Below are 26616 nucleotides of genomic sequence, written 5' to 3' on the forward strand. Positions count from 1 at the left end.
AGGTTCCGGCAGTTTGATTCGGGGGCAGCTGGGCGCTGCGCCTCAAAAGGCGCAGGGGACGCGCCGTCAGTTTTGGATCTGCGCATGGCGAAAAGACTTCGCTGATCACGCGCCCGGGGATGCGGCTTGGCTGACGTCGGCAAGGACATCGAACGCCCGCTCGGACAGACCGTCCGACCGCGTGCTGCGTCGCGCGGGATCAGCGCTGGCGCCGTCGCGGCGACGCTGGTCGTGCTGGCCGCGGTCGGCATCTCCGGCGCGATCGCGCTGCGCGAGAAGCCGTTCCGCAAACCGGAAGCAATCGCGGTCTCGACGCCAAAGGTGACGGCGGCGGCCGAGCCCGCGGCCGCAGCACCCACTGCTCAAGCGACGGCGGCAGCGCCGAAGGCGGAAACGCCCAAGGCCAGCGGTCCGCAGATCATCCATGTGCAGTCCCAGGAGGGTGACGGCCCGCCCAATGCAGCCATTGTCATCCACGACCCGTCGACGATCGGCCAGAACCTGAAGATCGCGCATATCCCCGACAGGGCGCTGATCGAGGCCAGCGACACCGGCCCGTTGCCGGTTCGCGCCGCTGACGGCCGGCGGCCGTTCGATGTCTATGCGCGGCCGTGGTCGGGTTCGCGCGGCGCTCGCGTGGCAATCGTCATCGGCGGGCTTGCCGTGTCGCAGACCGGCACGCAGGCGGCAATCGCCAAGCTGCCGGCTGAAGTGACTTTGGCCTTTGCGCCGCAAGGCAACAGCATCGGCCGGTGGATGCAGGCGGCACGGCAGAGCGGGCATGAGGTGGTCATGCAGGTGCCGCTCGAACCGTTCGACTATCCCAATGTCAATCCCGGCCGCAACACGCTGACAGTGGCGGCAAGCCAGGACGACAATCTGAAGAATCTGCGCTGGGCGCTGTCGCGGACCACCAACTATACCGGCGTCATGAACTATATGGGGGCGCGCTTTTCGGCCGACGCGACAGCGATGGGGCCGTTCATGGCCGAGCTTGGCAAGCGCGGCCTTGCCTATATCGATGACGGCTCGTCCGCACGGAGCCTGGCGTCCGATCTCGCCTTGAAGGACGGTGTGCCGTTCGTCGCCGGCGATACGGCAATCGACGCCGTGCAGGACCGCGGCGCCATCCTGAAAAAGCTCGACGCGCTGGAAGCGACCGCGCGTGCGAAAGGCTCCGCCGTCGGCATCGGCTCGGCTTTCGACCTCACCGTCGACACCGTGGCGTTCTGGGCGGTCGAAGCGAAAAAGCGCGGCATCGAGATCGTGCCGATCTCGGCGGTGGCCATCGACCCGGAAAAGGGCTGACCGGCGCTTGTGGCGATTTTCAACGATGCCGAGAAAAGAGCTCTCTCTGGGCCTGATTGATTGAACCATCATCCCAGTCGACCTCGCGCTTTGATTGCGGGATGTGTCTCCGCCGATATTCGTTGTTGTAGAACAGGGTGCCGTGGATTCCGAGCACATCGCGTTTCAGGATGGGACGACCCCAAAGCGGCGCCAGCACGCGACCTGCCTCGTCTTCACCAAGCCGCTCAAATAAATCTTCGGCCAGTTCCATGTCTCTTCCATCCGGGAAGATGGCGGCGTACTCCTCCTCTGTTGCCTCGAACACGCTGAAGGTTGCGTTCAAGGCGCCGTCGATGATTTGAATATTTTTCATGGAATTACTCTGCCATTCGACCGCAACGGCGGCAACGGGGCCGGGTGGCAGTGACTGGAACGAACCCACGTTTTCCGCTTCCGGGGCAAGCCTACTTTGAGTACGCTCCGCTCCGGTTCTCGAAATCATTCGCCACTGCCTCGCCGGAGCGAATCTCAGAACGGCTTTAAACTCCGATGGCTAAAAAGATCGATCCCGAGACGCTGCCATACCGCCCCTGTGTCGGGCTGATGATCCTCAATGGCGACGGGCTGGTCTGGGTTGGGCACCGCATCGCCGAACCGGACAGCGAATTTGCCGGGACCACGCAGCTCTGGCAGATGCCGCAAGGCGGCATCGACGAGGGCGAGGAGCCGCTGCAGGCGGCCGGGCGCGAGCTCTATGAAGAGACCGGCATGCGCTCGGTCACGCTGCTGGCCGAGGCGCCGCATTGGATCAACTACGACCTGCCGCCCGGTCTGGTCGGCATCGCCCTCAAGGGCCGCTATCGCGGCCAGACGCAGAAATGGTTCGCCTACCGCTTTCACGGCGAGACCAGAGAGATCCAGATCAATCCGCCGCCGGGCGGCCACACCGCCGAATTCGATGAATGGGCATGGCGGCCGATGCAGGACCTGCCCGATCTGATAGTGCCGTTCAAACGCAAGGTCTATGAGGATGTGGTGGCGGCGTTCCGTCATCTTGCCTAGCTGGATGTGACGGTTCGCACGGCACCTGATTCGTGCTTTATTGATCGGGACACCCGCAGCCACGAGACCCATATGAACGACGCCGGGCAATGGCCTCTTAGCGCAGCGTATGGGCTGCCCCTCACCCGCCTGCCGGCTTTCGTCACTCGAAAAGCCAAGCAGTTGGCTTTTCGTCCGCTTTACGCCGACCGCTCCTCAACTCCCCGTATAGGGATAGGGAGAGATATCCGGCAGGACAATGAGGGGCAGCGCCGACTTCAGCGGGTCTGCGATGCATAAAGCCAAAGATACGATCAGCGAAGCGGCGGCCGGCGCCATTCTCACCATCGATCTCGGCGCGGTCAGGGAGAATTACCGGCGGCTGAAGGCAAAGCTCGGCGGCGTGCGCTGCGCCGGCGTCGTCAAGGCCGACGGTTACGGGCTCGGCGCGCGGCAAGTGGCGGCGGCACTGGTTGCCGAAGGCTGCGACAGCTTCTTTGTCGCGCATCTCACCGAGGGTGTCGCGCTGCGCGACGCACTCGGACCGAAGCTGGAAATCCATGTGCTGAACGGCCTGCCGCCGGGCTCGGAACCTGAAGCGGTGGCCGCCGACCTTGTTCCCGTCATCAACAGCACCGGGCAACTGAAGGCGTGGAGCGAGGCAGGCCAAAAGGCCGGCCGCAAGCTCAAGGCCGCCATCCAGGTCGACAGCGGCATGTCGCGGCTGGGCATGGCGCCGGCAGAGGTCGAGGCGCTTACGGCCGATGCTTTCGCCGGCGTCGATGTCGTCCTCGTCATGAGCCATCTGGCCCGCGCCGACGAGCCGGGCAATCCGGCCAATGACGCGCAGCTCAAAGAGTTCGAACGGCTGCGCAAAATGCTGCCCAAGGCGCCGGCGTCGCTCGACAATTCCTCCGGCATCTTTCTTGGGCCGCGCTATCAGTACGACCTCGCGCGTCCGGGCGCTGCGCTCTACGGCATCAATCCGACGCCTGATGAGGCGAACCCGATGCTGCCGGTGGTGCGGCTCGAGGCAAAGATCATCCAGACACGCGGCATCGATAAGGGCGCGGGCGTCGGCTACGGACATGCGTTTCTGGCCAGCGGTCCCTTGCGCGCGGCCACGATCTCGCTCGGCTATGCCGATGGCTGGCACCGGCGCGCGGCTTCGGCTGCCTGGCTCGACGGCGTGCGACTGCCCTTTGTCGGGCGGGTGTCGATGGATTCGATCATACTCGACATCTCGGCCCTGCCGGCCGGCCGGCTGCGCGAGGGCGACCTTGTCGAACTCCTGGGCCCCTCGCAGAGCGTCGATGACGCCGCCGGTCATGCCGGCACGATCGGTTATGAAATCCTGACCAGTCTCGGTCCCCGCTTCCACCGCCGCTATATCAACGAATAGAGCCGCGACACGCCGCCCCTTGGCGGACGCCGCAGAATCCGGCAGACAGGAGGCGGCGGCCCTCTGACGGAAGTCGTCGTGGAGAGTGATGCGATGAAGATCTTCGTGTTGGGCGGCGGCGTTATCGGGGTCACCACTGCCTATTATCTCGCTGAGGCCGGCCACGAGGTGACGGTGTTCGACCGCCAGAAAGGGCCGGCGCTGGAAACCAGCTTCGCCAATGCCGGCGAGATCTCGCCGGGCTATGCTTCGCCCTGGGCCGGCCCCGGCATTCCGCTGAAGGCAATCAAGTGGCTGTTGATGAAGCACGGCCCGCTGGTGGTGCGGCCGGCCTTCGATCCGTATATGTGGACATGGCTCATCAAGATGCTGCGCAATTGCACCGCGGATCGCTACGCCATCAACAAGGCGCGCATGGTGCCGCTCGCCGAATACAGCCGCGACACGCTGAAGGCGCTGCGCGAGGCGACCGGCATCGCTTATGATGAGCGGACCAAGGGCACGCTGCAGCTGTTTCGCACGCAAAAGCAGCTCGACGGCACCGGCGGCGATGTAGAGGTGCTGAAGAAATATGGCGTTCCCTACGAGTTGCTCGATCCCGAAGGCTGCATTGGCGCCGAACCTGCGCTGGCCGGCGTGCGGGAAAAGTTTGTCGGCGGGCTGAGATTGCCCGGCGACGAAACTGGCGACTGCAAGATGTTCACCGATCGGCTGGCCGAGCTCTGCGTGGCGCGCGGCGTCACGTTCGAGTACGGTACGCAGATCCGGCGCTTCTCCAAGAACCGCAATCGCATCGTCAGCGTCGGCACCGACCAGCGCTCGCGCGCGGCCGACGCTTATGTGCTGGCGCTGGGCAGCTATTCGGCGCGCTTCATGCGCCTGCTCAGGCGCCCGATCCCGGTCTATCCGGTCAAGGGCTATTCGATCACCGTTCCGATCAAGGACGCGGCCGCCGCCCCGGTGTCGACGGTAATGGACGAAACCTACAAGGTGGCGATCACCAGGCTCGGCGACCGCATCCGCGTCGGCGGCACGGCGGAGATTTCCGGCTTCGATCTCAGGCTGCATGAATCGCGCCGGCGCACCCTCGAACATTCGGTCGGCGATCTGTTCCCGGATGGCGGCGACCTCAAGGCGGCGTCCTTCTGGTGCGGGCTGCGGCCGATGACGCCGGACGGGCCGCCGCTGGTCGGCCGCACCGAGTTCTCCAACCTCTATCTCAACACCGGGCACGGCACGCTTGGCTGGACCATGGCCTGCGGCTCGGCCAAGGTGCTGTCCGACATCATCTCCAGCAAGGTGCCTGATATCGATGTGCGGGAGCTGGGGCCGGAGCGGTATTTGAGGTAGGGGTGCTTTTTAAAGCTGGCGGCCAGCACCCCTCTGTCCTACCGGACAGAGGGGTGTAAAGGATCGCTACAGAACGGCATTCCTTCAGCCTCGCCAGCCCCTCAAAACGCCTCCTTCACCCAACCCTTCGAGAACAGCCATCGGTAGGCCCNCATTCCTTCAGCCTCGCCAGCCCCTCAAAACGCCTCCTTCACCCAACCCTTCGAGAACAGCCATCGGTAGGCCCACGGTATCGTCACCTTGGTCGATACCGGGTTCGAATGGGCGACATAGTCGTCATAGACCGGCTGCATCCTGGCGTAGAAGGCAGGGTCGAGCACCGTCATGCCGTTCTCCAGATCGTGGAAGAAACTGCGGTTGTTGAGATTGACCGACGAGATCGTCACCAGCCTTTCGTCGATCATCATTATCTTGGAGTGCAGCACGACATCGGGCGCCTTGAATTCGCGGATGTTGATGCGGTCGCCATATTTCTCGACGAACAGCTTGTTGAGCGCGGTCAGCAGCTTGCCGCCAATATCGCCCTTGAGGTCGATGCGGCCGACAATGTCGATCCTGACGCCGCGCGCCAGCGCCCGCTCGATGGCCAGGCTGAGCTTCGGCGTCAGATTAAGGTAGGGATTGACGATCTCGATATGGTGCCGGGCAGTGTCGATCAGCTCGACGAAATAGGTCTCGAGCGCATGGTTGTCCTCGTAGGGCACGGAAATGAAATGGCGCACCGTGCCCGGCGGGCGCCGGCTGTCGGAGCGCACCGGAATGGAGAAGGGTCTTGCGATGTTGGTGTCGGCGTCGCGCAGCCACAATGTCGAGAGATGCGCGGCCAGCGTCTCGACCGTGGCCGGGTCGGCAAACTCGATGTCGAAATCGCTCCAGTTCGAATAGTAGTTGAGCGAGAGGCCGTCGGTCTTGCCGTATTGCTCGAGGTTCGGATAGCGCGACAGGTCGATCGGCTTGTGGAACAGGAAGCCGTCATGAATGTTGCGGCCGCCGATGATGACGCGCGAGCGGGCGGGATCCTCGGCAAGTGTCGCCAGCATCTTGACGTGATGGGTCTTGTGCAGCTGTGACAGCTGCTCGTCGACCGGCGCGCCGTGGTCGGCCCGCCAGCGATATTCCTGCAACTCGACATTGGGATAATCGGCCGCCAGCCGGTGCAGCAGCGCGTCGTCCTTGTCGCGCTCCAGCACGTCTGTGACCATGATGCGCACTTTGGTGCCGAGGCCTGCGTGATGGCGGATCAGCCGCTCGATGACGCGGCCGGAAAAATCGGCCTTGAACTCCAGCGACGACAGATAGACCAGCTTGAGTTTCGGCGCGCGCGAGAAATCGAGCGGCAGTTCGGGGTCGGCCTTGTCGAAGGCGCTGTCGGGTAAAGGCGCGCCGAGCAGCGCTTCGACCTTGGCGTTAAAGCCGTCGCGCGACTTGCGTAACAGGCGCGGTGACCCGAGCGGCAGCGAACAGCTCTGCGACAGCCAGCGGCCGGCGTAAAAGACGCTGGCAAGCTTATCCAGGCGGGATGGATCGGGCACTGGACAACGCTCGTAGCGGCTGTCGAGCGCGGCTATCGCCGGATAGGCAACCTCTTCGCGCAGGATGGTGAGCGGGGCGCCTGCCGGCGCCAGACTGGAGCTGAGCTTGAGGCTGCAACGGTTCAAACCATCGCTGGGGAACAGGCTGGCGGTTTGCCCGGCCGACAGGCGGAGGCGGAAGGCGGCACCGCTCGCCACGCTGCGCGAGCCACCGCCGGCGCGAATCGCCAGCGCCCCGTCGCAGGCGCCAGATATCTCAACCGGCTGCTTTCCCGCCTGGCGCATCACGATCTCGATCGAGCGCGCCTGCAGGCCGGAAAAGCTGAACGTCTTTGGCGCGGAGGGCCGCGCGGCGGCGTTGACATAGAGCGTCTGCCGCGACACGCGCCAACGGCCGTTGAAATGGCCTTCGCCGGTGCCCCTACCTGCCGGCATCTGTTCGGCGCTAACCGGCTTCGCCAGCCGTTCCAGCGTCCGGTAGGTGGCCTGGAAATCGCGGTTGGCGATGGCGTGGCGGTCATGGCCGAACGGACCGGTGCCGTTCGCCCTGTCGATGGCGCCGATCTGGTTGTGGGCGAGCAGCGCCAGAAACTGCCTTTCATAGTCGCTGGCACCGGCATCGCCGAAAAACGCTGCTGCTGCAGTCTGCGGTCCGGGCGTGCCGGCCGATACCGACGGCCGGCCGCAATCCTTCGCATCGGGGAAGAAATCGCAGCTGTGCCGGATCGGGGCGGCGCAACCGGCAAGGGCCGCCAGCCCCAGCCCGGCCAAGGCCAGGCAGATGGCGCGGTTCATCCGGTCGCACCGTTCATCGTCTTCAGTTCAGCCGGATCGCGCGGCGGCAGGAAGCCATGCGGAAACACCTTGCAGACGGGAAGCGCGAAAGTGGCGATCAAAAGCTCGGCCTCGCCGCGCATCTTTTTCGGCGCTGTCTTGTCATCACGGATCGCCTTTGCCGAGGCGACGAGCGCGCCGTCGCAGTCGCAATGATTATGGCGCGCGATGTAGCAGGCGTCATGGATTTGGCAGGCGCTGTCGAGGCGATTGACAGGGCGAGCCGAGAGGTCGCCGGTGCGGGTGCCGGGACCGCAGTAATTGCCGAAGACGAAAGGCGACGGGCGGGCCATTGCGATACGGACCGGCTTGGGCAGTTCGGCTTCCGGAACTACGGTCCATCGATTGGCGCAGGCGGAAAGCGCGACAAGCGGCAAGATGGCGAGCACCGCTCGCATTTTGATCCGCACCAGCTTTGCAAAAAAGTGTCCCACCCGGCGCAGCCAATCCTTAATGATAGGCGACATCGCGCTTGTTGCCACACTGCCCGATTTTGTGGCGAGGGCAAGGCGGCGCGGCCATCAGACAAACAGCCCGCGCTCTCTCTCGACTGCCTTGGTGATGAAGTTGGCGACGATCTGCACGCGGCGCAGTGGCCGGACCGATTCATGATAGACCAGCCAGTAGGCGCGGCGGATCGGCGTCACGATGTTGACGGGGATCAGCTCCGGCATCGAGCGGGCGACAAAGGTGTGCAAGATGCCGATGCCGGCGCCCGACCGCACCGCTTCGGCCTGGCCCAGCGCTGAGGAGATGGCGAAGCTGGTGCGCCAGTCCGGGCTGAACTCCGCCGCATAGTCGAGCGACGGGCTGACGATCAGGTCTGGGACATAGCCGATCAGCGTATGCTGGCCGAGTTCGGCAGCGGTCTCGGGTAAGCCGTGCGCCTGCGCATAGTCCCGCGAGGCAAACAGGCCGAGGGTGTAGTCGACCAGCTTTCCCGCCACCAGCCTGCCTTCGCTCGGCCGCTCGACGGTGATGGCGATGTCGGCCTCGCGCCGCGACAGCGAGAAGGAACGCGGCACCGGCACCAGCTGGATGGTGAGTTCGCGGTGCAGCGCGGTCAGCGCGCCAAGACGCGTGGCGAGGAATGCGACGCCAAACCCGTCGGGGGCGCCGATGCGCACAGTGCCTGAGATATCGTCGCCTTCGCCCGACACGGCGGAGCGCGCGGCGATCATGTCGGCTTCCATGCGCTCGGCAATGTCGAGAAAGCGCTGGCCGGCCGGCGTCAGCTCGCTGCCGGTGGTAAGCCGGCGAAACAGTTTTGTCCGTAACGCATCCTCAAGCGCTGCGATGCGGCGCGAGACGGTGGCGTGATTGAGTTCCAGCCGCTTGGCGGCGCCAAGGATCTGCCCGGCGCGGGCCACGGCGAGGAAGATGCGGACATCATCCCAGTTCATGGGGGTGGTCCGGGCTAGCGGCGAAGGCGGCGTTCCCGCCCACCCCCCTCTGGCCTGCCGGCCATCTCCCCCGCAAGGAGGGAGATTGGCAGCTCCGCCGCCTGCGTCTCTTTTGCTGCGTTGAAGATTTGCGAAGGCGGCAGCCACATCTGATCTCCCCCCTTGCGGGGGAGATGTCCGGCAGGACAGAGGGGGGTGTGACGGAGCGCAACCTTCGGGCCTTTCAGCAATCTGTAATTTGCGGCAATTAATGCACACTCGTCCTTCGTTGTCTATTTACCGCACAACGGTTGCGTTTCCCCTCGCGTTGCCTTCCCGCCTGCAAAGGCGTTGAATGCTTCATCACAAACTCAGGGAGAGAAACCATGATCGAATACGGTCATTTCATTGGCGGCAAGCATGTCGCCGGGACCAGCGGGCGCAAGCAGGACGTCATGCAGCCGATGGACGGCTCGGTGCGCGGCACGGTGGCGCTGGCGTCGCCGGCGGAACTGCGTGCGGCTGTGCTGAACGCCAAGGAAGCACAGATCAAATGGGCTGCGACCAACCCGCAGCGGCGTGTGCGCGTGCTGATGAAGTTTCTTGAACTGGTTGCTCGCGACTATGACGAACTGGCCGATCTCCTGGCGCGCGAGCACGGCAAGACCATCGCCGACGCCAAGGGCGACATCCAGCGCGGCCTCGAAGTCGTCGAAGTCTGCATCGGTGCGCCGCACATGATGAAGGGCGAGTTCACCGACGGCGCCGGCCCCGGCATCGATGTCTATTCGATGCGCCAGCCGCTTGGCGTCGTTGCCGGCATCACCCCGTTCAATTTCCCGGCCATGATCCCGCTGTGGAAGATTGCCCCGGCGCTGGCCTGCGGCAACGCCTTTATCCTGAAGCCTTCCGAGCGTGACCCTGGCGTGCCGATGCGCATCGCCGAACTGTTCCTCGAGGCTGGCCTGCCGGCTGGCGTCCTCAACGTCGTCAATGGCGACAAGGACGTCGTCGACGCCATCCTCGACGATCCTGATATCAAGGCTATCGGCTTTGTCGGCTCGACGCCGATCGCGCATTACATCTATTCGCGCGGCACGGCGGCGGGAAAACGCGTGCAGTGCTTTGGCGGCGCCAAGAACCACATGGTCATCATGCCCGATGCCGACATGGACCAGACGGTCGATGCGCTGATCGGCGCCGGCTACGGCTCGGCCGGCGAGCGCTGCATGGCGATCTCGGTTGCCGTTCCCGTCGGCAACGACACCGCCAACCGGCTGATGGAAAAGCTGATCCCGCGTGTCGAAAGCCTCAAGGTCGGCCCGTCGACGGATTCGTCCGCCGATTTCGGCCCGCTGGTGACGGCGCAGGCATTGGAACGCGTCAAGGGTTATGTCGACACCGGCGTCAAGGAAGGCGCCAAGCTGGTCGTCGATGGCCGCGGCTTCTCCATGCAGGGCTACGAGGATGGCTACTATATGGGCGGCTGCCTGTTCGACAATGTGACGGCTGACATGCGCATCTACAAGGAAGAGATCTTTGGTCCGGTGCTGTCGGTGGTGCGTGCGCCGACCTATGAGAGCGCCATCAAGCTCGCCAACGATCATGAGATGGGCAATGGCGTGGCCATCTTCACCCGTGACGGTGATGCTGCTCGTGATTTTGCTTCGCGCGTCCAGGTCGGCATGGTCGGCATCAACGTGCCGATCCCGGTTCCGATCGCTTACTACACGTTCGGCGGCTGGAAGGCGTCGTCCTTCGGCGACCTCAACCAGCACGGCCCGGACGCGTTCCGCTTCTACACCAAGACCAAGACGGTGACCTCGCGCTGGCCCTCAGGCATCAAGGACGGTGCCGAGTTCGTCATCCCGACGATGAACTGACCGGACGATTTCGAAGATCGGCAAGAAGGCCTGGGTTCAACGTCCCGGGCCTTTCTTTGTACGAAACCGACATTGGCCATCACGTTTAAGCGATGGAACCAAGAGCCTGTCATCTGCCTTAAATTGCATTCCTGCCGTGGTGCAGGCCATCAAAATAGCGCCGGTAGCAGCCGGGGTTCTCGTCTGGCGCAAGGAGGTGTCAGATGACACGACGTCTTGTGGCGGCGATGTTCTTTGCGGTGTTCGCGATGTCCGGCATCGCCCAGGCTAAAGCCGATCAATGCGCGGCGCGGACCGACTTGGTCAAGGCGCTCGGCGAGAAGTTCCACGAAAACCAAGCCGCTCGTGGCCTGGTGAACCCGAATGTGGTGCTTGAGATATTCGTCTCCGACCAGGGCACCTGGACCATCCTGGCCACCGACACACACGGCCAAAGCTGCATCATCACGGCTGGCGAAGGCTGGGACGGGGCGACCATGGCCGCAGTCTTGCCGGGCACCTGATAAAGACCGGTCGGAAGTCTGGAGCAGAGACGGAGTTCAGCGTGTGGCGGCCACTTCGGCATGGCCGCGCAGCAGTGCCATAAGGCGTTTGGCGTCCTTGGCGGCAGCCTCTTCGTCACCAGCCAGGATCGAGCGGATTAGCGCGACGTGGTGCTCGGCCGATTCGGCCAGTCCTGTGTCGGCCTTGTAGCGGAACCAGAAGCGGCGGCTGTGGGTCTGCAGGGGCGCGGCCAGACGGGCCGCAAACGGGTTGTCGGCGGCCATCGCCAAGGCCTCGTCGAGCGCCTTGTCGGCCTGGATGAAGGCTAGCACATTGCCCGAGATGACGGCCTTCTGCATGGCAAGGGCTGCCTCATGAAACAGGTCGGCGGCCTCACGGGTGACGAAGCGGGCGGCCGAGCGCGCCAGCACCACCTCGACGCCGCGCCTGGCATCCAGCACACGCAGCCAGTCGCCGGGATGAAGCGGGGCAATGGCGATGCCGGCGCGTGGCCTGACATCCAGCAGTCCTTCCCAGGCGAGGCGCTGGATTGCTTCGCGCACCGGCGTGCGTCCTAGCGCCAGCTTTTCGATCAGCGCGCCTTCGGTGACAAAGCTCGCGGGCGCCAGTTCCAACGTCACGATCATATGCTCGAGCACATGATAGGCCTTGGCGGCGGCCGGCTCGGGGGATGCTGTCTCAGTCGATATCACAGGTGGGCTCCTGATATCTTCCATATATCATAACGGATTCCGCATTGACAGCCGGTTTTGCAACAGATATATGGCTGATATATCAGATGGAGAGACGATCATGTGGACCGGAGTTTTCCCCGCCGTCACGACCAAATTCACCGAAGACGACCGCCTCGATCATGCCGAGATGGAGCGCTGCTTTGCTTTGCAGACGGAGGCCGGTTGCGACGGTATCATCGTCTGCGGTTCGCTCGGCGAAGGGCCGATGCTGTCGCATGACGAGAAAATCGAGGTGCTGAAGACGGCCCAGAAAGTTGCCGGCAGCAAGCCGGTTCTGCTGACGGTCAACGAGGCAGGCACCCGCGAGGCGGCGAGCATCGCAAAGCGCGCGAGCCGGGAAGGCGCCAACGGGCTGATGGTGGTGCCGAGCCCGATCTATCACACCAACCCGGAAGAGACGGTCGCCGCATTGCGCGCCGTCGCTCAGGCCGGCGACCTGCCGGTGATGATCTACTCCAACCGCCTCGCCTACCGCGTCGATGTCACTGTCGACCAGATGGAGGATCTGGCTGCGGACAAGCGCTTCGTCGCTATCAAGGAATCGTCCGACGATATCCGTCGCTCGACCGAGATCATCAACCGCTTCGGCGACCGCTACGATCTGTTCACCGGCGTCGACAATCTCGCCTTCGAGGCGCTGTCGGTCGGCGCCATCGGCTGGGTGGCGGGTCTGGTCGTCGCCTTCCCGCGCGAGACCGTCGCCATCTACCAGCTGATGAAGCAGGGCCGCCGCGAAGAGGCGCTTTCGATCTACCGCTGGTTCCGGCCGCTGCTCGATCTCGATGTCTCGACCTATCTGGTCCAAAACATCAAGCTTGCCGAAGTGCTCGCGATCGACACAAATGACCGCGTGCGCATGCCGCGCCAGCCGCTGTCGGGCGAGCGCCGCAAGTCGGTCGAGAAGATCATCAATGACGCGCTGGCGGTGCGGCCGAAGCTGCCGGCGTTCTGAAGGCTTTCTTCACCCCGTGCACGTGCACGGGGAGAAGATGGCGGCAGCCAGAATGAGGGGCAGCGCCGACGTGCAAGGAAATTCCAGGGACACAGAGGAGGGCCGCCGCCCCTCATCCGCCCTTCGGGCCCCGCAGCCCTTCGCTGGCGCTCCGGGCGTTCGTCGTTCGGAAAGCCAAGCAGTCGGCTTTTCCACCGCTTCGCGGACCACTCCTCACCCCCGTGAACGGGGAGAAGGGGTAGATATCGCCATTGTCGGTGGCGGCATTGTCGGCATCTGCGCGGCGGCCATGCTGGCCGAGGCCGGGCGCAGCGTCACGGTCTTCGACCGCACCGGCATCTGCGAGGAGACGAGCTCCGGCAATGCCGCCGCCTTCGCCTTCTCCGACGTGCTGCCGCTGGCGCATAAGGGCATGATGCGGCACTTGCCGAAATGGCTTGCCGATCCGCTCGGGCCACTCAGCATCCCGCCGGCCTACTTGCCGAAGCTGTTGCCTTGGCTGTTGCGCTTCTGGCGCGCTGGCGCACCAGAAAAATATGAGGCGAGCCTTGCTGCTCAGGCAGGCATGATGAAGCTCGCCGAGGCTGAATGGATGGGCCTGCTCGACCGTTCCGGCACGCGGCTGATGCTGCGCGAGGACGGCTCGCTGGAGCTTTATGAAAGCGAGGCCGAATTTCAGGCCGGGCTGCCGGGCTGGGCGGCGCGCGAGCGCTTCGGCATCGGCTTTCGCCATGTCGAAGGCGACGAACTGGCGCGGCTGCAGCCGGGACTGTCGCCGCGCTTCATCAAGGGCACCTTCGTGCCGGGCTGGAAGACCGTCGCCGATCCGAAACTGATCGGCAAGGGGGTGTGGGCCTATGCCGAAAGGCTGGGCGCGCGTTTCGAAAAGGCGCGCATAGAGCGCGTCGCCGCCAATCCTGATGGCGCGACGCTGACGCTGACGGACGGCACGACCAGGCAGGCAAGACATCTTGTCGTGGCCGCCGGGGCATGGTCGCATCTGCTGACGAAGGCGCTTGGCGACACCATCCCGCTCGAAACCGAGCGCGGCTACAACACGACACTGCCGAAGACCGCTTTCGACGTGCAGCGGATGCTGATCTTTTCCGGCCATGGCTTCGTCATCACGCCACTCGAGACGGGCCTGCGCGTCGGCGGCGCCGTCGAGTTGGGCGGTCTCGACCGGCCGCCGAATTTTGCGCGCTCGAAGGCCATGCTGGAAAAAGCCAGACAGTTCCTTCCGGGGCTGGACGCGTCAGGTGGCCGCGAATGGATGGGCTATCGCCCGTCGCTGCCGGATTCGCTCCCGGCGATCGGCACGGCGCGAACCGCGCCCAACGTTGTCTACGCCTTCGGCCATGGCCATCTCGGCCTGACCCAGGCGGCGGCCACCGGCCGCTTGATCCGCGATCTTGTTCTCGGGCAGACTTCGCGGATCGATCTTGCCCCCTTCAGCCCGCAACGGTTTTGAGTTCGAGGAAATCATGGCCAGAAAATCCTTCTTTTGCATCGACGGCCATACCTGCGGCAATCCGGTGCGGCTGGTGGCCGGCGGCGGTCCCTTGCTCGAGGGGTCGACGATGATGGAGCGGCGGGCGCATTTCCTGGCGGAGTATGACTGGATCCGCACCGGGCTGATGTTCGAGCCGCGCGGCCACGATGTCATGTCGGGCTCGATCCTCTATCCGCCGACGCGCGAGGATTGCGACATAGCCATCCTGTTCATCGAGACGTCGGGCTGCCTGCCGATGTGCGGCCACGGCACGATCGGCACGGTGACGATGGCCATCGAACATGGGCTGATCAAGCCGATGACACCCGGCGTGCTCCGGCTCGACACACCGGCCGGGCTGGTTATCGCCGAATACAAACAAGTCGGCGACTATGTCGAGGAGGTGCGCATCACGAATGTGCCGTCCTTCCTTTATGCCGAGGGACTGACGGTCGACTGCCCGCAGCTTGGCGAGATCACTGTCGATGTCGCCTATGGCGGCAATTTCTACGCAATCGTCGAGCCGCAGGCGAATTTTCGCGACATGGCTGATTATTCCGCCAGCGATTTCATCGCCTGGAGCCCCGTGGTGCGGCAGCGGCTCAACGAGAAGTACTCGTTCGTGCATCCGGAAAACCCCGGCATCAACCGGCTGTCCCACATGCTGTGGACGGGCGAGCCGACAATGGCGGGCGCGGATGCGCGCAACGCCGTCTTCTATGGCGACAAGGCGATCGACCGCTCACCTTGCGGCACCGGCACCTCGGCGCGCATGGCGCAGCTCCATGCCAAGGGCAAGCTCAAGGCCGGCGACAGTTTTGTCCACGAATCGATCATCGGCTCGCTGTTCAAGGGCAAGGTCGAGAAGGACGTCACTGTTCCCGGCAAGCCGGCCATCATTCCCTCGATCGGCGGCTGGGCGCGGATGACCGGCCTGAACACCATCTTCATCGACGACCGCGATCCGTTCGCGCACGGTTTTGTGGTTAAGTGATACGGTAGGCTGCCGATCATCCACCGAGACCAGGACTTGGACCCAGGGCGGGACCTCTTGGCGAAACCAGTCAGCGAAAGGTTAGCGCGTTGGGCGAGGCATCCACCGCCATAGTCGGGAAGTAACCCATGTTGCAGCTGGTCAGTACGGAATGTGGCTAAAAAACGAAGCCCGCCAACAACGCAAGGATTCGTCTCATCGCCGAATTTTGACCGGGATTTCTTCGAAATGAGGTCGCTGGCCCGGCTGAATCGTCAAAGACATTGCGTTATGCCAATGATAGGGTCCGCGATAGTCCAGGGGTCGGGAGCAAAAAAACGGGCAATCGGAAGGCGTGCCGGCAAAACACGCTCGACGTTTGAAAAATCACGTTGCAATCCGGGCTCGAAACTTTACGACTAGGGGAAATACGAAAAGGAATGCGTCTGCATGGGCGACATTCCAGGGGAGCCATGTACACATGCAGTACTTTGTCCAGCAGCTTATCAATGGGCTGACGCTGGGATCGATCTATGGGCTGATCGCAATCGGCTACACGATGGTCTACGGCATCATCGGCATGATCAACTTCGCCCACGGCGACATTTTCATGGTCGGGGCATTCGCCGCCCTCGTTGTCTTCCTCATCCTCGGCTCCTTGTTCTATTCGGTCCCGGTCGTCCTGGCGCTGCTGATCATGATGATCGTGGCGATGCTGCTCACCAGCCTCTACAACTGGACGATCGAGAAGGTGGCCTACCGGCCGCTGCGCGGTTCGTTCCGGCTGGCGCCGCTGATCACCGCCATCGGCATGTCGATCGCGCTGTCGAACTTCATCCAGGTGACGCAAGGTCCGCGCAACAAGCCGATCCCGCCGATGGTCAGCCAAGTCTACAACATCAACGGCATCAGCGTGTCGCTGAAGCAGATCATCATCGTCGTCGTCACCGCCGTGCTGCTGGCGCTGTTCTGGTACCTGGTCAACAGGACTTCCCTCGGCCGGGCGCAAAGGGCGTGCGAGCAGGACCGCAAGATGGCGGCGCTGCTCGGCGTCGATGTCGACCGTACGATCTCGATCACCTTCATCATGGGTGCAGCGCTTGCGGCCGTCGCGGGCACGTTATTCCTGATGTATTACGGCGTCATCGCCTTTTCCGACGGCTTTGTGCCGGGGGTCAAGGCCTTCACCGCGGCCGTTCTCGGCGGCATCGGGTCTCTGCCGGGCGCGGTGCTTGGCGGGCTTTTGATCGGCTTCATCGAGAGCATGTGGTCGGCGTATTTCTCGATCGACTACAAGGACGTCGCGGCGTTCTCGATCCTGGCGATCGTGCTGATCTTCCTGCCTTCCGGCATTTTGGGCCGGCCAGAAGTCGAAAAGGTCTGAGACAATGGCGGTTTCCGTATCCTCGGAGCGCGACACCGTCGCCTCCCCCGTGCAGCGTGCATTGCGCGAAGCGTTCTATGCCGGCGCCATCTCGCTGGGGTTGTTCATTCTCTTCATCGGCCTGAAGACCGACCAGAACATCAGCAACCAGCTGATCCTGGTGCAGCGCTGGTTGCTGCTCATCACCGTGGTCGTGCTGACCATGCTTGGCCGCTTCTTCTACATTGCATATGGCCAGCCGTTCATGGCCAATCAGAAGATCACCAATGTCGCCACCGGCCTGTTGCCGGCGAGCGTCGCGTCGCGCTTCTTCCTGCTTCCGGCCTTCATCGTCGCCGTCGTGCTGGCGGTTGTCCTGGTTGCGTCTGGCAGCGCCCTGCCGGCGTTGGTGGGACCCGATCTGGCCGGCTACCTTCAGTTCCTGCGCGCATTGGCTGTCATTTACGCGCTCGCTTGCGTGATCTTCTATTTCCGCTCCTTCATCCACGCCAATTTCACCAAGCTCGGCATTGCGGCGCTGGTGCTATACCCGATCCTCGTCGTCGTGGTGCTGTCGATCTACGCGTGGTCGATAACCGGCGGCCTGCAGGGCTCGTTGAAGTGGGTCGATAATTTCGGCATCCAGATCCTGATCTATGTGATGCTGGCCTGGGGGCTGAACATCGTCGTCGGCCTCGCCGGCCTGCTCGATCTCGGCTACGTCGCCTTTTACGCGGTCGGCGCCTATGCCTATGCGTTGCTCGGTTCGCAATACGGCCTGTCGTTCTGGATCCTGCTGCCCGCCGCCGGCGCCATGGCCGCCTTCTGGGGCGTTATGCTCGGCTTTCCGGTGCTCAGGCTTCGTGGCGATTACCTGGCGATCGTGACGCTGGCCTTCGGCGAGATCATCCGCCTGGTGCTGATCAACTGGCGTGAAGTCACCAACGGCTCGGCCGGCATCTCCGGCATCCCAAAGGTCACCTTCTTCGGCCTGATGACGTTTAATTCGACCGACCCGAACTATATCGGCAAGGTGCTGCACATCGCCCAGTCAAGCGCCTACTACAAGATCTTCCTCTACTATCTCATTCTCGGGCTGGCGCTGCTGACCGCCTTCGTCACCATCAGGCTCCGGCGCATGCCTGTCGGCCGCGCCTGGGAGGCGCTGCGCGAGGACGAGATTGCCTGCCGCTCGCTTGGCATCAACACCACCACCACCAAGCTCACCGCCTTTGCCACCGGCGCCATGTTCGGCGGTTTTGCCGGCGCCTTCTTCGCCGCACGGCAAGGCTTCGTCAGCCCTGAATCCTTCGTCTTCCTCGAATCGGCGATCATCCTGGCCATCGTGGTGCTCGGCGGCATGGGCTCGCTGGTCGGCATCGCGGTCGCCGCGCTGGTGATGATCGGCGGCACCGAGGCACTGCGCGAACTCGATTTCCTGAAAAGTGTCTTCGGAAAAGATTTCACGCCGGAGCTTTACCGCATGCTTTTGTTCGGCATGGCGATGGTCATCGTCATGCTGTGGAAGCCGCGCGGCTTTGTCGGCAGCCGTGAACCGACGGCCTTCCTCAGTGAACGAAAAGCGGTCTCCTCCTCCTTCACCAAGGAAGGGCACGGCTGATGAGCGCGACCTCCATTCAGAAGACCAATCCGGGTATGAAAGACGCCATCCTCCAGGTCGAGCATCTTTCGATGAAGTTCGGCGGCCTGATCGCCATCGGCGATCTGTCGTTCCAGGCCAAGCGCGGCGAGATCACCGCTCTGATCGGACCCAATGGCGCCGGCAAGACCACCGTCTTCAATTGCATCACCGGCTTCTACAAGCCGTCGGAAGGCATGATTACGCTCAACCGGGCCGACGGCTCGAGCTTCCTGCTCGAACGGCTGCCCAATCATGAGATCCCGGCGCGCGCCAAGGTGGCGCGCACCTTCCAGAACATCCGCCTGTTCTCGGGCATGACGCTGCTGGAGAATCTGCTGGTTGCCCAGCACAACAAGCTGATGAAGGCATCCGGCTATACGATCCTGGGCCTGTTCGGGATCGGCGGCTACCGCAGAGCCTCGGCTGAATCGGTGGAGCTTGCCAAGCACTGGCTGGAGAAGGCCGATCTTGTCGATCGCGCCGACGATCCGGCCGGCGACCTGCCCTATGGCGCGCAGCGGCGCCTCGAGATTGCGCGCGCCATGTGCACAGGGCCCGAACTTCTGTGCCTCGACGAGCCTGCGGCCGGTCTCAATCCGAAGGAGTCGGCTGCGCTGAATTCGCTGCTGATGGACATCAAGAGCAGTACCTCGATCCTGCTGATCGAACATGACATGTCGGTGGTCATGCAGATTTCCGACCATGTCGTGGTGCTTGAATATGGCCGCAAGATTTCCGACGGCAGCCCGCAATCGGTGCGTACCGACCCGCGCGTCATCGCCGCCTATCTCGGCGTCGACGACGAGGAGGTCGAGACGGTGCTGACCGAGGTTGGCGATGAAGACGTCATCGAGCAGCTGGACATCGGGCCGGATTCGGCTCACGGACCAGGCACATCGTCTTCCTATCTCGCCGGCCCGGTAAGCGACACGATCGGCCACAGCCAGGGCGAGCGGGTCACAGTGTCGAAGGGAGCTTCAAAAGCCACCCAATACGATACAAGAGCCAACTCCGCGCCAAGAGCACCGTCCGAGCGTCTGACAGCCAAGTCCAAGCCGGCGGCCACCAAATCCCCGACAGGCAAGCCGCGCGGAGGGCGTAAGTGATGGCCGAGACAACGCTGCTCGACATCAAGGGCGTCGAGACCTACTACGGCAACATCAAGGCGCTGAACGGCGTCGATGTCCACGTCAACCAGGGCGAGATCGTCGCGCTGATCGGTGCGAACGGTGCCGGCAAGTCGACGCTGATGATGACCATCTTCGGTGCGCCGCGCGCTCGTGCCGGCTCAATCACTTTCGCCGGCACCGACATCACCCAGATGCCGACGCACGAGATCGCCCGCATGCGCATTGCGCAGTCGCCGGAAGGCAGGCGCATTTTCCCGCGCATGACGGTGATGGAAAACCTGCAGATGGGCGCCGGTCTCGACAATCTCAAGCACTATGACGAAGATGCCGAGAAGGTGTTCGCGCTGTTCCCGCGCCTCAAGGAGCGCATTGCCCAGCGCGGCGGCACGCTGTCGGGCGGCGAGCAGCAGATGCTGTCGATCGGACGTGCGCTGATGGCGCGGCCTAAGCTGCTGTTGCTCGACGAGCCGTCGCTGGGTCTGGCGCCGCTGATCGTCAAGCAGATCTTCGATGCCATCCGCGAGCTGAACCGCACGCAAGGGCTGACCGTGTTCCTGGTCGAGCAGAACGCCTTCGGCGCGCTCAAACTCGCCACGCGCGGCTATGTCATGGTCAACGGCAACGTGACCATGAGCGGCACAGGCAAGGAATTGCTCGCCAATCCGGAAGTGCGGGCGGCCTATCTCGAAGGCGGCCATCACTGATTTTGGAGCGGAATGTATGCATACGGTATTCCGCTCCAACTTGTTTGTTTGTCGCATGACCTTTGTCCGAAAAGTCTGCAACCTTTCGGGATCATGCTAGGGAGTCTTCATCATGCAAGGCATTCTTCACGAGGAACCTTCCATCTGGCAGTTCTTCTTCGTCACCTGTCTGCTCGGCGGCTGGGCGGCATGGATGACCGGCAAGGCCAGCGCCCAGACATGGCGCAGCCTGCCGGCGCTGTTCGCCTATCTGCTGGGTCTCGGCATAGGCATCAGGTTCATCCATCATGCCTTGTTCGGCGGCACGATGTTTTCGCTGCAATACTATGTCGTGGACACAATCGTGCTCATGATATTGGGATTTGTCGGCTATCAATACACGCGTACGAACCAGATGGTGACGCAGTATAATTGGCTTTACGAACGGGCTTCGATCTTAAGCTGGAAACCGAAAGGTTGACGTTCATCATTAACGCCGTTCCGGGGATGAATCGGCGTGACAAGGGCCTGAAAATCGGCAAAGTACGCTTTCTGCGATAAGGGTGGGCATCGCATGAAAGTTTCATCCACGCCCACCTCGTAAATGGGAGCGTTTAAATGAAGAAATCACTTTTGTCCGCCGTTGCCCTGACCGCGCTTGTCGCGTTCGGTGGCAATGCATGGGCTGACGTTATCGTCGGCGTCGCAGGTCCGATCACCGGTCCGAATGCGGCCTTCGGTGCGCAGCTGCAGAAGGGTGCGGAAGCGGCCGTTGCCGACATCAACGCCGCAGGCGGCATGAACGGCGAGCAGATCAAGCTCGAAGTCGGCGACGACGTCTCCGATCCGAAGCAGGGCATTTCGGTCGGCAACAAGTTCGTCGGCGACGGCGTGAAGTTCGTGATCGGCCACTTCAACTCGGGCGTCTCGATCCCGGTTTCGCAGGAAGTCTACGTCGACAACAACATCGTCGAAGTGACGCCTGCGGCGACCAACCCGAAATTCACCGAGCGCGGCCTGTGGAACGTGTTCCGCACCTGCGGACGCGATGACCAGCAGGGCGGCATCGCCGGCGGCTATATCGCGACCAACTTCAAGGACGCCAAGGTTGCCGTCATCCACGACAAGACCCCCTATGGTCAGGGCCTTGCCGACGAGACCAAGAAGGCGATGAACGCAGCCGGCCTGACCGAAGTCATGTACGAAGGCGTCAATGTCGGCGACAAGGACTTCTCGGCGCTGATCGCCAAGATGAAGGACGCTGGCGTCACCTTGATCTATTGGGGCGGCCTGCATACCGAAGCCGGCCTGATCATCCGCCAGTCGGCGGACCAGGGCCTCAAGGCTACCCTGATGTCGGGCGACGGCATCGTCACCGACGAGCTGGCTGCGATCGCCGGCGATGCGGTTATCGGCACGCTCAACACCTTCGGTCCCGATCCGCGCCTGATCCCCGAGAACAAGGCACTGGTCGAGAAGTTCCGCGCCCAGGGCTTCGAGCCGGAAGCCTACACTCTCTACTCCTACGCCGCCATGCAGGTGATCGCCGAGGCCGCTGCCGTGGCCAAGTCGAACGACCCGGTGGAGGTTGCCAAGGCGCTGCACGAGAAGGGCCCGTTCAAGACCGTTCTGGGCGATCTCGCCTATGACGCGAAGGGCGATCCGAAGCTCCCGGGCTACATCATGTACGAATGGAAGAAGGGTCCGGACGGCAAGATCTCCTGGTTCCCGAAGTCGTAATTCGGAACGCAGCTCTATGGAATGCCCGGCGCTCGCGCCGGGCATTTTTGTTGGTGACAGGGCGGCAGCGAGGGTGGCTGGATAAGCCGTTAGCCGGGGTCGAATTTGTGCGGGCACGACAATTAGCGTCACCTCGCGGCGCCAATCGCACGCAGCTTTTCGAGCCGTGGTGCTAGAATCGCATTTAAATCGGTTTAATCTCTCCTCGATTTTGGTTGCACTGCAGCATTTTCGCGTTAATCATGCCTCCGCCCCATCCCTCCCTGTCCGGAGCCTCCTTCTTTGGCCATCACGAAGATCCTCGTCGCCAACAGGTCCGAAATTGCCATCCGCGTCTTTCGCGCGGCCAACGAGCTCGGCCTCAAAACCGTGGCGATCTGGGCCGAGGAGGACAAATATTCGCTTCATCGGTTCAAGGCCGATGAAAGCTACCAGGTCGGGCGCGGGCCGCATCTGGTCAGGGACATGGGGCCGATCGAAAGCTATCTGTCGATCGAGGAAGTGATCCGGGTCGCCAGACTGTCCGGCGCCGACGCCATCCATCCGGGCTATGGCCTTCTGTCGGAAAGCCCTGAATTCGCAGATGCCTGCGCTGAGGCCGGCATCACCTTCATAGGGCCGAAGCCCGACACGATGCGCCGGCTCGGCAACAAGGTCGCCGCACGCAATCTGGCCATCGAGGTCGGCGTGCCGGTGGTGCCGGCAACCGAACCGCTGCCGGACGACATGGAAGCAGTCAAGCAGCTCGCCAAGACAGTCGGCTATCCGGTGATGCTCAAGGCATCATGGGGCGGGGGCGGGCGCGGCATGCGCGCCATTCGCGCCGAAGCCGACCTCGCCCGCGAGGTGATGGAGGGCAAGCGCGAGGCCAAGGCCGCCTTCGGCAAGGACGAGGTCTATCTCGAAAAGCTGATCGAGCGCGCTCGCCATGTCGAGGTCCAGGTGCTCGGCGACACGCATGGCAACTCGGTGCATCTGTTCGAGCGCGACTGCTCGATCCAGCGCCGCAACCAGAAGGTCGTCGAACGGGCGCCGGCGCCCTATCTCAGCGAGGCATTGCGCCAGGAGCTTTGCGGCTATGCGCTCAAGATCGCGCGCGAGACCAGCTATATCGGCGCCGGTACGGTGGAATTCCTGCAGGACGCCGACACCGGCAAATTCTACTTCATCGAGGTCAATCCGCGCATCCAGGTCGAGCACACCGTCACCGAGCAGGTGACCGGCATCGACATCGTCAAGGCGCAGATCCACATACTGGACGGCTTTGCCATCGGCACGAAAGAGTCGGGCGTACCGGCGCAGGCCGACATCAGGCTGAACGGTCACGCGCTGCAGTGCCGCATTACGACCGAGGATCCGGAGCATAGTTTCATTCCGGACTACGGCCGCATCACCGCTTATCGCGAAGCCGCCGGTTTCGGCATCCGCCTCGACGGCGGCACCGCCTATTCGGGCGCGGTCATCACCCGCTTCTACGATCCGCTGCTGGAGAAGGTGACTGCCTGGGCGCCGACACCGGCCGAGGCGATCGCCCGCATGAACCGGGCCTTGCGCGAGTTCCGCATCCGCGGCGTGGCGACCAACCTCACCTTCCTCGAGGCAATCATCAACCACCCGCGCTTCGCCGACAATTCCTACACGACCAGGTTCATCGACACGACGCCGGAGCTGTTCGCGCAGGTGAAGCGGCAGGACCGCGCCACCAAGCTGCTCAACTATCTGGCCGACGTCAGCGTCAACGGCCATCCCGAAACCCGCGGCCGACCGATGCCCAAGACCGATGCGGCAGCGCCTGTCGTGCCCTATCTCAACGGCAATGTGCCTGATGGCAGCAAGCAGAAGCTAGACGCGTTGGGGCCGGAGAAATTCGCTGCCTGGATGCGTGAGCAAAAAGAGGTGCTTGTCACCGACACGACGATGCGCGACGGTCACCAGTCGCTGCTCGCCACCCGCATGCGCACGCATGACATTGCCGGCATTGCCGGTACCTATGCGCGCGCGCTGCCGCGGCTGCTGTCGCTGGAATGCTGGGGCGGCGCCACTTTCGACGTCGCCATGCGCTTCCTCACCGAGGATCCGTGGGAGCGGTTGAGCAAAGTGCGCGAAGCGGCCCCCAATCTTTTGCTGCAGATGCTTCTGCGCGGCGCCAATGGCGTCGGCTACACCAACTATCCCGACAATGTCGTGCAACATTTCGTCAGCCAGGCAGCGGCCGGTGGGGTCGACCTGTTCCGCGTCTTCGACTGCCTGAACTGGGTCGAGAATATGCGCGTCGCCATGGACGCGGTGGGCGCGGAGGGCAAGCTGGTCGAAGCGGCGATCTGCTACACCGGCGACATCCTCGATCCGGCGCGCGCCAAATACGACCTTAAATACTATGTCGGGTTGGCGAAGGAATTGCAGGCAGCCGGCGCCCATATCATCGCCGTCAAGGACATGGCCGGGCTTTTGAAGCCTGCCGCCGCCAGCGTGCTGTTCAAGGCGCTGCGCGAAGCCACCGACCTGCCGATCCATTTCCACACCCACGACACGTCAGGCCTGTCGGCGGCGACGGTGCTGGCCGGCGTGGAAAGCGGCGTCGACGCCATCGACGCGGCGATGGATTCCTTCTCCGGCAACACCTCGCAGCCTTGCCTGGGCTCGATCGTCGAGGCGCTGAAGGGAACCGAGCGCGATCCCGGCCTCGATCCGCAATGGATCCGCAAAATCTCCTTCTACTGGGAAGCGGTGCGCAACCAGTATGCCGCCTTCGAAAGCGACCTCAAGGGGCCAGCCTCGGAAGTCTATCTGCACGAAATGCCGGGCGGCCAGTTCACCAACCTCAAGGAACAGGCGCGTTCGCTGGGGCTGGAAACGCGTTGGCACGAGGTGGCACAAGCCTATCACGACGTCAATTTGATGTTCGGTGACATCGTCAAGGTGACGCCGTCGTCCAAGGTGGTCGGCGACATGGCGCTGATGATGGTGAGCCAGGATCTGACCGTTGCCGACGTCGAAAACCCGGCCAAGGACATCGCCTTCCCGGACTCGGTCGTCTCGATGCTGCGCGGCGATCTCGGCCAGTCGCCCGGCGGCTGGCCTGCGAAGCTGCAGAAGAAGGCATTGAAGGAAACCAAGCCGATCACCGTACGGCCGGGCTCGCTGCTCAAGCCAGCCGACCTCAAGGCCAGCCGCAGGGAGATCGAGCAGAAGCTGGAGCGCAAGCTCTCGGAGTACGAATTCGCCTCCTGGCTGATGTATCCGAAGGTGTTCACCGACTTCGCCGCCGCGCAGGAAACCTACGGGCCGGTCAGTGTGCTGCCGACGCCGACCTATTTCTACGGCATGAAGTCCGAGGATGAGATCTTCCTGGACATCGAAAAAGGCAAGACGCTTGTAGTGCGCTGCCTTGCGATCGGCGACGTCGATGAGAAGGGCATGGTCACCGTGTTCTTCGAGCTCAACGGCCAGCCGCGCCGTGTCCGGGTGCCGGACAGGGCGCATGGCGCCTCGGCGGCCAAGGCTCGGCGCAAGGCCGAGCCCGGCAACGAGGCGCATGTCGGCGCGCCGATGCCGGGCGTGGTCTCCGCCCTTTCGGTTGCCGCCGGCCAAGCTGTCAAGGCCGGCGACGTGCTGTTGTCGATCGAAGCCATGAAGATGGAGACGGCCCTGCATGCCGAGCGCGACGGCACAGTGGCCGAAGTGCTGGTCAAGGCCGGCGATCAGATCGATGCGAAGGATCTGTTGATCGCGTTTGGCTGACGCGCGGATCCATCACACTGGGGACGGCTGGCAGCAGCCGTTCACGAAGCGCCGATAATGGCTTGACCCGCCGCGCCTGCTCGGGCATCGAACCCGCTCCCAATTTACCGCGCCAGAATCGCGGTGCTTAAAAAGTAGCGGAGAAAAAACATGGCCGACGACATCACAGATACCAGCCAGACTGTTGCCGCCGGCCAGTTGCGCGCCTTCATCGAGCGCATCGAGCGGCTCGAGGAAGAAAAGAAGACCATCGCCGACGACATCAAGGAAGTGTTCGCCGAGGCCAAGGGCACCGGCTTCGACACCAAGGCGATGCGGTCGATCATCCGGCTGCGCAAGAAGGACCAGGCCGAGCGCCAGGAAGAGGAAACCATCCTCGATCTCTACAAGGCCGCGCTCGGCATGGTGTAAGGCTGTCTGGAAATTCTACTCCGGCTGATATCGCCAGAGCGAATTTCGAAACAGTCTCGGGCCAAGGAATGATGCTGGAACGGGCATCGAACCATGAGCGAATTCGACTTCGGCGCCCGCCGCGCCTCTGAATTCCGCCAACGCAGCTTCTGGGCGCTGTTCGCCGAACGGCATCCGGAGGAACGCGCTTCCATGGCGCGGCGCGGACCCTGGTTCTGGCAGCGCGGGCTGCCTGACTTCGCTCTGGTCCTGTCGATGTATGTCGCGCCGGCGCAAAGCCAAGTTGGCGTCTTTTTCGGCCGTAACGGGAAGTTCGGCGCGACCGGGGTCTGGTCGCGGCTGAAGCCGTTCCAACCGGCAATCGAAGACAGGCTGAAGCTCAGGCCGGAGCAGAGCTGCGAGGGCCTCGGCATCAATTCGATGTGGCGGGTGAACTGCTATGCCGAGGACAACTGGCCGGCCATGGCCGACTGGCTGGTGACGGAATGCTCGCGCTTCGAGCGCGCCGTCACCGACGTGCTGGGAGAGGGATAGCTA

Annotated in this window: 22 protein-coding genes and 1 pseudogene; 18 read left to right on the forward strand and 5 right to left on the reverse strand. The window is 63.2% G+C overall.

The window, feature by feature from the left end; translation table 11 throughout:
* Positions 1-126 precede the first annotated feature (126 nt).
* A complete protein-coding gene (locus tag X771_RS146210) occupies positions 127-1308 on the forward strand; it encodes a divergent polysaccharide deacetylase family protein (RefSeq protein WP_023688908.1) in 1182 nt (393 codons plus the stop codon).
* 19 nt (positions 1309-1327) lie between these two features.
* Here the strand turns inward: X771_RS146210 and X771_RS146205 are convergent, their stop codons facing one another.
* A complete protein-coding gene (locus X771_RS146205; protein ID WP_245261401.1) occupies positions 1328-1792 on the reverse strand; it encodes a hypothetical protein in 465 nt (154 codons plus the stop codon).
* A 47-nt stretch (positions 1793-1839) separates the two neighbouring features.
* Between X771_RS146205 and X771_RS146200 the strand changes: the two genes are divergently transcribed.
* From X771_RS146200 to X771_RS146190, 3 genes are all read left to right on the forward strand, one after another.
* On the forward strand, positions 1840-2352 hold the full coding sequence (locus X771_RS146200; protein ID WP_023688910.1) for an RNA pyrophosphohydrolase: 513 nt from the start codon (positions 1840-1842) through the stop codon (positions 2350-2352).
* Positions 2353-2623: 271 nt separating this feature from the next.
* Positions 2624-3733, forward strand: a complete 1110-nt coding sequence (gene alr, locus X771_RS146195) for an alanine racemase (protein ID WP_031202828.1) — start codon at positions 2624-2626, stop codon at positions 3731-3733.
* A 93-nt stretch (positions 3734-3826) separates the two neighbouring features.
* Positions 3827-5083: a D-amino acid dehydrogenase gene (locus X771_RS146190; protein WP_023688912.1), complete on the forward strand. Its 1257-nt coding sequence runs from the start codon at positions 3827-3829 to the stop codon at positions 5081-5083.
* A gap of 176 nt (positions 5084-5259) precedes the next feature.
* On the opposite strand, the gene X771_RS146185 is transcribed toward X771_RS146190, so the two are convergent.
* From X771_RS146185 to X771_RS146175, 3 genes are all read right to left on the reverse strand, one after another.
* Positions 5260-7410, reverse strand: coding sequence for a phosphatidylserine/phosphatidylglycerophosphate/cardiolipin synthase family protein (locus X771_RS146185; protein WP_023688913.1), 2151 nt, complete (start codon positions 7408-7410; stop codon positions 5260-5262).
* Positions 7407-7847: a hypothetical protein gene (locus X771_RS146180; protein ID WP_023688914.1), complete on the reverse strand. Its 441-nt coding sequence runs from the start codon at positions 7845-7847 to the stop codon at positions 7407-7409. Before X771_RS146180 ends, X771_RS146185 begins: the two co-directional genes overlap by 4 nt.
* A 123-nt stretch (positions 7848-7970) precedes the next feature.
* Positions 7971-8852, reverse strand: coding sequence for a LysR family transcriptional regulator (locus tag X771_RS146175; RefSeq protein WP_023668708.1), 882 nt, complete (start codon positions 8850-8852; stop codon positions 7971-7973).
* Positions 8853-9217: 365 nt separating this feature from the next.
* On the opposite strand from X771_RS146175, the gene X771_RS146170 reads away from it, so the two are divergent.
* The gene (locus X771_RS146170) at positions 9218-10714 is read left to right on the forward strand and encodes a CoA-acylating methylmalonate-semialdehyde dehydrogenase (RefSeq protein ID WP_023688916.1); all 1497 of its coding nucleotides are present in this window, start codon (positions 9218-9220) and stop codon (positions 10712-10714) included.
* A 203-nt stretch (positions 10715-10917) separates the two neighbouring features.
* Positions 10918-11217, forward strand: coding sequence for a hypothetical protein (locus X771_RS146165; RefSeq protein WP_023688917.1), 300 nt, complete (start codon positions 10918-10920; stop codon positions 11215-11217).
* A gap of 36 nt (positions 11218-11253) precedes the next feature.
* Here the strand turns inward: X771_RS146165 and X771_RS146160 are convergent, their stop codons facing one another.
* The gene (locus X771_RS146160; protein ID WP_023688918.1) at positions 11254-11910 is read right to left on the reverse strand and encodes a GntR family transcriptional regulator; all 657 of its coding nucleotides are present in this window, start codon (positions 11908-11910) and stop codon (positions 11254-11256) included.
* Between the two features lie 100 nt (positions 11911-12010).
* On the opposite strand from X771_RS146160, the gene X771_RS146155 reads away from it, so the two are divergent.
* From X771_RS146155 to X771_RS146100, 12 genes and pseudogenes are all read left to right on the forward strand, one after another.
* The gene (locus X771_RS146155; protein ID WP_023688919.1) at positions 12011-12904 is read left to right on the forward strand and encodes a dihydrodipicolinate synthase family protein; all 894 of its coding nucleotides are present in this window, start codon (positions 12011-12013) and stop codon (positions 12902-12904) included.
* A 52-nt stretch (positions 12905-12956) separates the two neighbouring features.
* Complete coding sequence (locus X771_RS146150; protein ID WP_280941938.1) at positions 12957-14375, forward strand: FAD-dependent oxidoreductase; 1419 nt, start codon at positions 12957-12959, stop codon at positions 14373-14375.
* 13 nt (positions 14376-14388) lie between these two features.
* Positions 14389-15390 (forward strand): 4-hydroxyproline epimerase, encoded by a 1002-nt coding sequence (locus X771_RS146145; protein ID WP_023688921.1) that lies wholly within the window; start codon positions 14389-14391, stop codon positions 15388-15390.
* 460 nt (positions 15391-15850) lie between these two features.
* Complete coding sequence (locus X771_RS146140) at positions 15851-16753, forward strand: branched-chain amino acid ABC transporter permease (RefSeq protein ID WP_023688922.1); 903 nt, start codon at positions 15851-15853, stop codon at positions 16751-16753.
* Positions 16754-16757: 4 nt separating this feature from the next.
* A complete protein-coding gene (gene livM, locus X771_RS146135) occupies positions 16758-18353 on the forward strand; it encodes a high-affinity branched-chain amino acid ABC transporter permease LivM (protein ID WP_023688923.1) in 1596 nt (531 codons plus the stop codon).
* A pseudogene (locus tag X771_RS146130) lies at positions 18353-19360 on the forward strand (ABC transporter ATP-binding protein); the annotation flags it as partial. The gene livM and the pseudogene X771_RS146130, both read left to right, overlap by 1 nt.
* Positions 19361-19479: 119 nt before the next feature.
* A complete protein-coding gene (locus tag X771_RS146125) occupies positions 19480-20208 on the forward strand; it encodes an ABC transporter ATP-binding protein (RefSeq protein ID WP_023668718.1) in 729 nt (242 codons plus the stop codon).
* A gap of 112 nt (positions 20209-20320) precedes the next feature.
* Positions 20321-20668 (forward strand): DUF6867 family protein, encoded by a 348-nt coding sequence (locus X771_RS146120; RefSeq protein ID WP_023668719.1) that lies wholly within the window; start codon positions 20321-20323, stop codon positions 20666-20668.
* 137 nt (positions 20669-20805) lie between these two features.
* The gene (locus tag X771_RS146115) at positions 20806-21927 is read left to right on the forward strand and encodes a branched-chain amino acid ABC transporter substrate-binding protein (RefSeq protein ID WP_023668720.1); all 1122 of its coding nucleotides are present in this window, start codon (positions 20806-20808) and stop codon (positions 21925-21927) included.
* A gap of 282 nt (positions 21928-22209) precedes the next feature.
* Entirely contained in the window at positions 22210-25668 is a 3459-nt protein-coding gene (gene pyc, locus X771_RS146110) for a pyruvate carboxylase (protein ID WP_023688924.1), read from the forward strand.
* 150 nt (positions 25669-25818) lie between these two features.
* A complete protein-coding gene (locus tag X771_RS146105) occupies positions 25819-26079 on the forward strand; it encodes a DUF2312 domain-containing protein (RefSeq protein ID WP_023668722.1) in 261 nt (86 codons plus the stop codon).
* 93 nt (positions 26080-26172) lie between these two features.
* Positions 26173-26613: a hypothetical protein gene (locus tag X771_RS146100; RefSeq protein ID WP_023688925.1), complete on the forward strand. Its 441-nt coding sequence runs from the start codon at positions 26173-26175 to the stop codon at positions 26611-26613.
* Positions 26614-26616: the final 3 nt, after the last annotated feature.

The sequence above is a fragment of the Mesorhizobium sp. LSJC269B00 genome, from assembly GCF_000502815.1.
In the GTDB taxonomy this organism is placed as follows: Bacteria; Pseudomonadota; Alphaproteobacteria; order Rhizobiales; family Rhizobiaceae; genus Mesorhizobium.